An 8,038-nucleotide genomic window follows, 5' to 3' on the forward strand; every position below is an offset into this window, starting at 1 on the left:
GGGTGGCCAGCAGCAGCGGCTGCGGCTGGCCCGCGCGCTGATCGCCGACCCCGAGGTGCTCGTGCTGGTCGAGCCGACCAGCGCGGTCGACGCGCACACCGAGGCCCGGATCGCCGACCGGCTCGGAGCCGCCCGGCGCGGGCGCACCACGGTCGTCTGCTCCACCAGCCCGCTGGTGCTGGACCGGGCCGATGTCGTCCTGCACGTCGAGGACGGGGTGGTGGTCGCCGAGGGCACCCACCGGGAGTTGCTGGCCGGCCACCCCGGCTACGCGAGGACGGTGTTGCGGGAGTGAGCAACGCGCTGCCCGTGGCGGACACCCGCCAGGTCCGCCGGTACGCCCGCACCCTGTTCCGCCGGCACCCACGCCCCCTGCTGCTCGCCGTGTCACTGCACGCCGTCGCCGCGATCGCCGGACTGGCCGGACCGCGGCTGTTCGGTGAGCTGGTCGAGTCGCTGCAGCACGGTGCCGGCGTCGGCACCGTCGATCGGATCGCGCTGACCATCGCCGGGTTCATCGTGGTGCAGGCGGTGCTGGTCCGGTTCGCGTACCTGGCCTCGGCCCGGCTCGGCGAACGGGTGCTGGCCGAGCTGCGGGAGGAGTTCGTGGACCGGGTGCTGGCCGTGCCGCTGTCCACGGTGGAGCGGGCGGGGACCGGTGACCTGCTCACCCGTACGTCGCGGGACGTCGACGCGTTGTCGCGGTGTGTGCGGCTGGCGGTGCCGGAGACGATGATCGCCTCGCTCACCGCGGTGCTGGCCGTGGGCGCGCTGATCCTGGTGAGCCCGTTGCTGGCGCTGCCGCTGCTCATCGCCGTACCGGTGATCGGGTTGTCCGCCCGCTGGTACCTGCGCCGGGCCGGTCCCGGCTATCTGCGCCAGAACGCCGCGTATTCGCAGGTCACCGACGGTCTCGCGGAGACCGTCGAGGGGGCCCGGACGGTGGACGCGCTGCGCCGGCAGACCGACCGGGTCCGGCGTACGGATGCCGACCTGAGCCGTTCCTTCCGCACCGAGAAGTACACGCTGTTCCTGCGCACTGTCTGGTCGCCCATCGTGGAGATCGGCTACGTGCTGCCGGTGGTCGGCACGCTGCTCATCGGCGGCTGGTTCTACCTGCGGGGCTGGGTCAGCCTGGGCCAGGTCACCGCGTCCGTGCTCTACGCCCAGCTGCTGATCGACCCGCTCGACCGGTTCCTCGGCTGGCTGGACGAGCTCCAGGTCGGCGCCGCCTCGCTGGCCCGGCTGCTCGGGGTGTCCGAGACTCCCGGCGCGGCACCGCAGGAGGACGCGGTGCCGCGGGGCGCCCGGATCGTCGCCGACGACGTGCGGTTCTCCTACGTCGCCGGGCGGGAGGTGCTGCACGGCATCTCGCTGACCATCGAGCCGGGGGAGCGGCTGGCGATCGTCGGACCGTCCGGTGCCGGCAAGTCGACCCTGGGCCGGCTGCTGGCCGGTGTCTACGCGCCCGGCGCCGGCTCGATCACGGTCGGCGGCGTGCCGCTCGCCGGCCTGCCGCTGCACCGGCTGCGCACCGAGGTCGCGCTGGTCAGCCAGGAACACCACGTCTTCATGGGTACGCTGCGCGACAACGTCGCCATGGTCCGGCCCGGTTGCCGGCCGTCCGAGGTCCGCGACGCGCTCGCCGCCGTGCACGCGCTGAGCTGGGCCGATGCCTTGCCGGCGGGGCTGGACACGGAGGTCGGCACCGGTGGGGTGACGCTGTCGGCGGCGCAGGAGCAGCAGGTGGCGCTGGCCCGGCTGGTCCTGGCCGACCCGCACACCTTGGTGCTGGACGAGGCGACGTCACTGCTGGACCCGCGGGCCGCCCGCGACCTGGAACGGTCACTGGCCGCGGTGCTGCGCGGCCGTACGGTGGTGGCGATCGCCCACCGGCTCTTCTCGGCCCACGACGCGGACCGGGTGGCGGTGGTGGAGGACGGCCGGATCACCGAGCTGGGCTCGCACGACGACCTGGTGGCGGCGGGTGGCTCCTACGCGGCGCTGTGGGCCTCGTGGCACGGCGCGCCGCCGGTCACCGCAGCGCCACCCCGAGCAGCACCAGGATGACCCTCGGGGCTCACAGCAGTGGATCGGCCAGCAGCCGTTCGAAGGCGAGTTCGCCCGCGCCGATCAGGGCGGCGTCCGTGCCCAGCTCAGGTGTGCGCAGCCGGACGTGCTCGCGGCAGGCGGGCAGCGCGACCTCGTTGAGGCGGCTGCGGATCTGGGCCGCCGCGACCAGGTAGACGTCGCGCAGGGTGCCGCCGAAGATCACCGCCTCCGGGTTGAAGATGTTGATCAGGTTGCCCACGCCGAGTCCGATCCAGTCGCCGACGTGCCGGACCGCCTGCTGGGCCTCCCAGTCACCGCGCATGGCCGCGTCAACCACGTCCAGCACCGCCTCGCGGCCGCTCAGGTGACCGCGGCCGGCCAGCTCCAGCAGCGCGAACTCGCCGATCTCGGTCTCCCAGCAGCCCCGCGACCCGCAACTGCACGGCCGGCCCTTCGGGTTGACGACCATGTGGCCGACCTCGCCGCCGTAGCCGCCGTGGCCGGTGACGCGCCGGCCGCCAGCGATGATGCCGCCGCCGACGCCCACGTCGCCGTACAGGTAGATGACGTTGTCGCGGCCGGCCGCCGCGCCCCGGCTGTGCTCGACCAGCGCCGAGACGTCGGCGATGTTGCCGACGATCAGGGGGCCGACGTCCCCGATCTCCTCGCTGAGGGCCTCACCGACCGGTTCTTCGACCCAGCCGATGGTCGGGGCGAGCCGGACCATCCCGTCGTCGCGGCGGACCATGCCGGCCACGGCCAGGCCGCCGCCCACGTAGCGGGCGCCTTCGGGGACATCCATCCGCATCTCGTGGATGAAGCCGGCCAGCGGCTGGATCGCGTCGATGACCTGCATGCCGCGCGGACGGTCGGTCTCGCGCCGGTCCAGGATCCGGCCGCCCAGCCCGACCCGGGCCGCCCGGAGCCGGTCCACCTCGATGGCCAGCGCGTACGCGTACACCTGGGACGACTCGGGCCGGACGACCAGCGAAGGTCGTCCGGCCCGGCGGGTCTGCTGGGGCGGCCGCTCGGTGACCAGCCCGGCGGCGGCCAGCTCGGTGGTCAGCGCGCCGATGGTGCTGCGGTTCAGGCCGAGCTTGGTGGTCAGCTCCGCCCGGGACGTAGCCCCGTGAATGTGGACGTATCGCAGCAACGTCCCGAGGTTGTGCCGGCGTACCTCTTCCTGGCTGGGGCCCGCTCGCATCAGGTGGCTGCCCCCTTACCCGTGACCGTGAGGCTCGCTCATCGGTTCCCGGTGGCTGCCGCTCTCCGCCGCGACAACGCGTCCACGCTGGCGGCCAGAAGCAGGATAAGACCTGTGACCACGAACTTGGTACCGGCGCTGTATCCCATCAGGCCCATGCCGTTGTCGATCACCGCGATGACGGCCCCGCCGATGACCGCGTCCAGCACCCGGCCCTTGCCGCCGAAGAGGCTCGTGCCGCCGATCACGGCCGCGCCGACCGCGTACAGCAGCACGTTGCTGCCACCGGAGTTCGGGTCGACCGAGTTGGCCCGGCTGGCCGCGATGATGCCGCCGATCGAGGCCATGAACGAGCCGATCACGAAGACCGAGATGCGGATCCGGTCGACCGGGATGCCGGCGCGCCGGGCCGCCTCGGTGTTGCCGCCGACGGCGTACACGTGCCGGCCGTAGGCGGTCCGGCCCAGCACGAAGGTCCAGACGATCAGGAAGACCGCGATGATCGGGGCCACGATCGGCACGCCCTTGACCGACCCGCTGATCAGCGGGTTGATGCTGCGCTCGGTGGTGAGCACGGCGACCGCGGTGAACAGCAGGGCCGCGAGCGCGATGATCCGGCCGAGCACGATGCCCACCGGGTCGGTGACCAGGCCGCGGACGGCGCGGCCACGGAGCCGGGTGAACTGCAGGGCGGCGTACCCGGCCACGGCCAGGACGGCGAGCGCCCAGCTCACCACGACCGACATGTTCCGGTTGGCCAGCGAGAGCACGAACGTCTCCCGGATGGAGATGTTCTTGCCGCCGCTGAGCAGCACCAGCAGGATGCCCTGGAAGGCCAGGAACGCCGCCAGTGTGACGACGAAGGAAGGGATGCCGACCTTCGACACCAGGAAGCCCAGCACGAAGCCGATGGCCAGGCCGGTGACCAGCGCGACAAGGATCGCCGAGGCCCAGTGCCAGCCGTGGTTGGTCAGCAGGATGGCCATCACCGCGCCGCAGACGCCGCTGGCGAAGCCCGCGGACAGGTCGATCTCGCCCAGCAGCAGCACGAAGACCAGGCCCATGGCGATGAAGATGACCGCCGCGCCCTGCGAGAACAGGTTGGCGAAGTTGACCGCGCTGAAGAACGTGGGCCGGGCGATGCCGAAGATCAGGCAGAGCACGATCAGACCCAGGATGGCGGGCAGGCTGCCGATGTCGCCGCCGCGGACCCGGCCCCAGTAGTCGTGCAGGTGGCTGGCGACCGTGGGCTTGACGACCTTGACGCCGCCGGCCGTTGTGGTGGTGGTTGTCATCGGTCCGCGTCTCCTGCAGGCGTGATGTCGGCGAAGCCGGAGGCGGCCGGCTTCTCGGGCGGCAGGCCGAGGTTGCCGCTGCGTCCGGAGGTGATGAGTTCGACGATCTGGGAGTGGGTGACGTCGGTGGTTTTGACCTGGGCGGCGGTGCGGCCGAGGTAGAGGGCGGCGACGCGGTCGGAGACGGCGAAGACGTCGTTCATGTTGTGGGAGATGAGCACGACGCCGAGGCCGTTGTCGGCGAGGCGGCGGACGAGTTCGAGGACTTGTGCGGTCTGGGCGACGCCGAGGGCGGCGGTGGGTTCGTCGAGGATGACCACGCGGCTGTTCCAGAGGACGGCTTTGGCGATGGCGACGGTCTGGCGTTGGCCGCCGGAGAGGCTGGCGACGAGTTGGCGCAGGCTTTTGACGGTGCGGACGGAGAGGCTGGCGAGGGTGTCGCCGGCCATTTGTTCCATGGTGGGTTCGTCGAGGACGAGTCCGCGGACTTTTTCGCGGCCGAGGAACATGTTCTGGACGATGTCGAGGTTGTCGCAGAGGGCGAGGTCCTGGTAGACGACTTCGATGCCGAGGGCGGAGGCGTCGCGGGGGCTGTGGATGGCGACCTGGTTGCCGTCGAAGGTGACGGTGCCGGCGTCGATGGTGTAGATCCCGCTGACGCATTTGACCAGCGTGGACTTTCCGGCACCGTTGTCGCCGACGAGCGCGGTCACCTCGCCGGGGTAGACGCTCAGTCCGACGTCGTGCAGGACCTGGACGGGACCGAAGCTCTTGTCGATCCCGTTGAGTTCCAGAAGGGGTGTCGCGGCCACGGATGTTTCTCCTTCAGTCGATGCGGCGCCGCCCACGCCCGGTCGGGGCATGGACGGCGCCGTCGGGCCCGAGGTGGGGTCAGCTGACGCCGTTGTCCGTGCAGAGCTTGGCGAAGTCGCCGGTGCACAGCTGTTCCTTGGTGACGAAGCCGTCCGCGACGACGTCCTTCACGCTGTCCTTGAAGATCGACTTCGGGGGCAGCAGCACCGACGGCACGGCCGCCTTCGACTCCGGGTCGGTGATCGTCTGGGCGACGTCCTTCTTCTGCCCCTTGGCCAGCGAGATGGCCAGGTCGGCGGCCGCGTCGGCCTCCTGCTTGATGGCCTTGTAGACCGTCATGCACTGGTCGCCCGCGAGGATGTTCTGCAGGCCCTGCACCGTCGCGTCCTGACCGGTGACCGGCACCTTGCCGTTCAGCTTGTTCTTCTTCAGCACCGAGATGACCGCGTTGCCGAGGCCGTCGTTGGCCGCCAGCACGCCCTTGATGTCCTTCTTCTCGGTCAGCATCTGCTCGAAGATGGTGCCGGCCTGCGCGTTGTCCCAGTCGGGTACGGACTGGTCCGGGCCCTTGACGTAGTCACCCGAGTCGTACTTGGGCTTGAGGACCGAGTCGTAGCCCTCCTTGAACAGGGTGGCGTTGTTGTCGGTCGGGGAGCCGTTGAGCTCGGCCACGAGCGGCTTGGTGGCCTTCATGTCGGTGAGACACTTGACCAGGCCCTCACCCTGGAGCTTGCCGACCGCCACGTTGTCGAACGACACGTAGTAGTTGGCGCCGCCGTTGAGCGTCAGCCGGTCGTAGTCGATGGTCGCGATGCCGGCGGCCTTGGCCTTGTCCAGCACGGCCTTGCCGGTGCCGGAGTCCAGGTTGACGATCATCAGCACCTTGACGCCGCTGGAGATCATGCCGTCGGCGATCGTCTGGAACTGGCTCTTGTCGCCCTGCGCGTTCTGGATGTCCACCGCCACCCCGGCCGCGTCGAACGCCGCCTTCAGGAACTTGGGGTCGTCGGTGCCCCACCGCTGGGAGCTGGCAGTGTCCGGCAGGATGACGCCCACCTTGCCGACGGACGAGCCGCCGGTGCTGCCGGAGTCGCTGCCGCTGTCGTCACCACACGCAGCCATGCTGCCGGTGGCCAGCAGGCCAGCCGCGGCAAGGGCGAACATTCCCTTACGCATTCCTCAAGTCCCTTCGGATCAATCCGGGCCGTGCTTCGGATTCCTGATGGTGACGCTAGGTCACTTGCAGGGTCCGATTTGCCGGATCTCAGGAGAAAGGTCCCTGACGAGTCGTAACGGTGTCGTAACGGGAGGCGCTAGGTCCGGATCTTCGCGGTGGTGGCGGCGGTGAGCCTGATCAGGTCGGCCGGCGCCAGGGACACCTGCAGGCCGCGGCGCCCGGCGGAGACGTACATCAGCTCCAGCCCGGGCGCCGAGTCGTCGATCACCGTGGCCAGGCGTTTGCGCTGGCCCAGCGGGCTGATCCCGCCGCGGACATAGCCGCTGCTGCGCTCGGCGGCCACCCGGTCGGCCAGGGCGGCCCGCTTGCCGCCGGCCGCGGCGGCCAGCGCCTTGAGATCAAGATCGCCGGTCACGGGTACGACGGCCACGGTCAGCATGCCGTCGACCTCAGCGATCAAAGTCTTGAAGAGCACGGCCGGATCGACACCGAGGGCCGCGGCGACCAGGGCGCCGTAGTTGGGGGCGTCCGGCGAGACGTCGTACGGGTGCAGCTCATGCGCCACCTTCTGCGCGGTGAGCAGCACGGTGGCCGGGGTCCCGGCAGCCTTCTTCGCCACGATCAAGCAGGCTAGCGGCAGAGCAGCACGGTCGGCGCCCCCGCCACCCGGGTCAGCACCAGCGACGCCCCCGCACTGCCGCTGAGCCGCAGATCCTTGCGCAACTGCTCCGGCTCCAGCGCCGAACCGCGTTTGCGGATCTCCAGCCGGCCGATGCCCCGGTCGCGCAGCAGGGTCCGCAGCCGCTTCAAGGAGAACGGCAGCACGTCGGTGATCTCCAGTCGCCGGCCGAACACCGTGTCGGCGGGGGCGTCGGTGTACACGTACGCGATCTCCGGGTCGGCGATCCGGCCCCCGACCGCCGCGGCGAACTCGGCGACCAGGTGCGAGCGGACCACGGCCGGGTCCGGGTCGTACAGGAAGGCACCGACCGGCCCGACCGGCGCGGCCTCGACGCCCGAGCCGGTCAGCTCGGCCCCGCCGGGCAGCAGCGCGGCCCGCCGGGCGCACTCCGCCAGGGGCCCGCACCAGAAGGCGGCCTCCACCAGGTCGCCGTCGACGCTCACCCACTCGCCCTCGGCGCCGGCCGGCAGCAACGCGTGGTCGATGCCGGGCGCCAGCTTCAGGACCGTGCGCGGCACCCGTTCCGGCAGCGTGGCGATGAAGTCCCAGGACGGTGACCAGGACCGCGGATCCATCACCCGGCCGCGACCGGCCCGGCGCCGCGCCGGGTCGGCGAAGACCGCGTCGAACTGCTCCACCGGCACGGTTGTCGCGTCCGCGCACTCCACGGTGACCAGGCCGGCGAGCCCGGCAGCCTCGGCGTTGGCGGCGGCCAGGGCGGCGGTGAGCGGGTCCGCGTCCTCCGCGTGCACCCGGATGCCCCGGCGGGCCGCGGCCAGCGCGTCCGAGCCCTGGCCGCAGCCCAGATCGGCCAG

At 71.3% G+C, this 8,038-nt stretch carries 7 protein-coding genes and 1 pseudogene; 2 read left to right on the forward strand and 6 right to left on the reverse strand.

The features are described 5' to 3' along the window. Positions 1-295 (forward strand): annotated as a pseudogene (locus AB0C29_RS23025) (ABC transporter ATP-binding protein); the annotation flags it as partial. Continuing rightward, positions 292-2,070, forward strand: a complete 1,779-nt coding sequence (locus AB0C29_RS23030) for an ABC transporter ATP-binding protein (protein ID WP_360823457.1) — start codon at positions 292-294, stop codon at positions 2,068-2,070. The pseudogene AB0C29_RS23025 and the gene AB0C29_RS23030, both read left to right, overlap by 4 nt. Positions 2,071-2,080: 10 nt before the next feature. Here the strand turns inward: AB0C29_RS23030 and AB0C29_RS23035 are convergent, their stop codons facing one another. The 6 genes from AB0C29_RS23035 to AB0C29_RS23060 all read right to left on the reverse strand — a co-directional run. Next, entirely contained in the window at positions 2,081-3,256 is a 1,176-nt protein-coding gene (locus tag AB0C29_RS23035) for an ROK family transcriptional regulator (protein ID WP_360823460.1), read from the reverse strand. Positions 3,257-3,294: 38 nt separating this feature from the next. Next, on the reverse strand, positions 3,295-4,551 hold the full coding sequence (locus AB0C29_RS23040; RefSeq protein WP_360823463.1) for an ABC transporter permease subunit: 1,257 nt from the start codon (positions 4,549-4,551) through the stop codon (positions 3,295-3,297). Continuing rightward, positions 4,548-5,363, reverse strand: coding sequence for an ATP-binding cassette domain-containing protein (locus AB0C29_RS23045; protein ID WP_360823466.1), 816 nt, complete (start codon positions 5,361-5,363; stop codon positions 4,548-4,550). Before AB0C29_RS23045 ends, AB0C29_RS23040 begins: the two co-directional genes overlap by 4 nt. 79 nt (positions 5,364-5,442) lie before the next feature. Continuing rightward, the gene (locus AB0C29_RS23050; RefSeq protein WP_360823469.1) at positions 5,443-6,540 is read right to left on the reverse strand and encodes a substrate-binding domain-containing protein; all 1,098 of its coding nucleotides are present in this window, start codon (positions 6,538-6,540) and stop codon (positions 5,443-5,445) included. Positions 6,541-6,677: 137 nt separating this feature from the next. Beyond that, entirely contained in the window at positions 6,678-7,160 is a 483-nt protein-coding gene (gene ybaK, locus AB0C29_RS23055; RefSeq protein WP_360823472.1) for a Cys-tRNA(Pro) deacylase, read from the reverse strand. A gap of 11 nt (positions 7,161-7,171) precedes the next feature. Next, on the reverse strand, positions 7,172-8,038 hold an 867-nt coding region (locus tag AB0C29_RS23060; protein WP_360823475.1), incomplete at its 5' end, for a THUMP-like domain-containing protein.

The organism is Actinoplanes sp. NPDC048791 (genome assembly GCF_040650095.1).
Classification (GTDB): Bacteria; Actinomycetota; Actinomycetes; order Mycobacteriales; family Micromonosporaceae; genus Actinoplanes.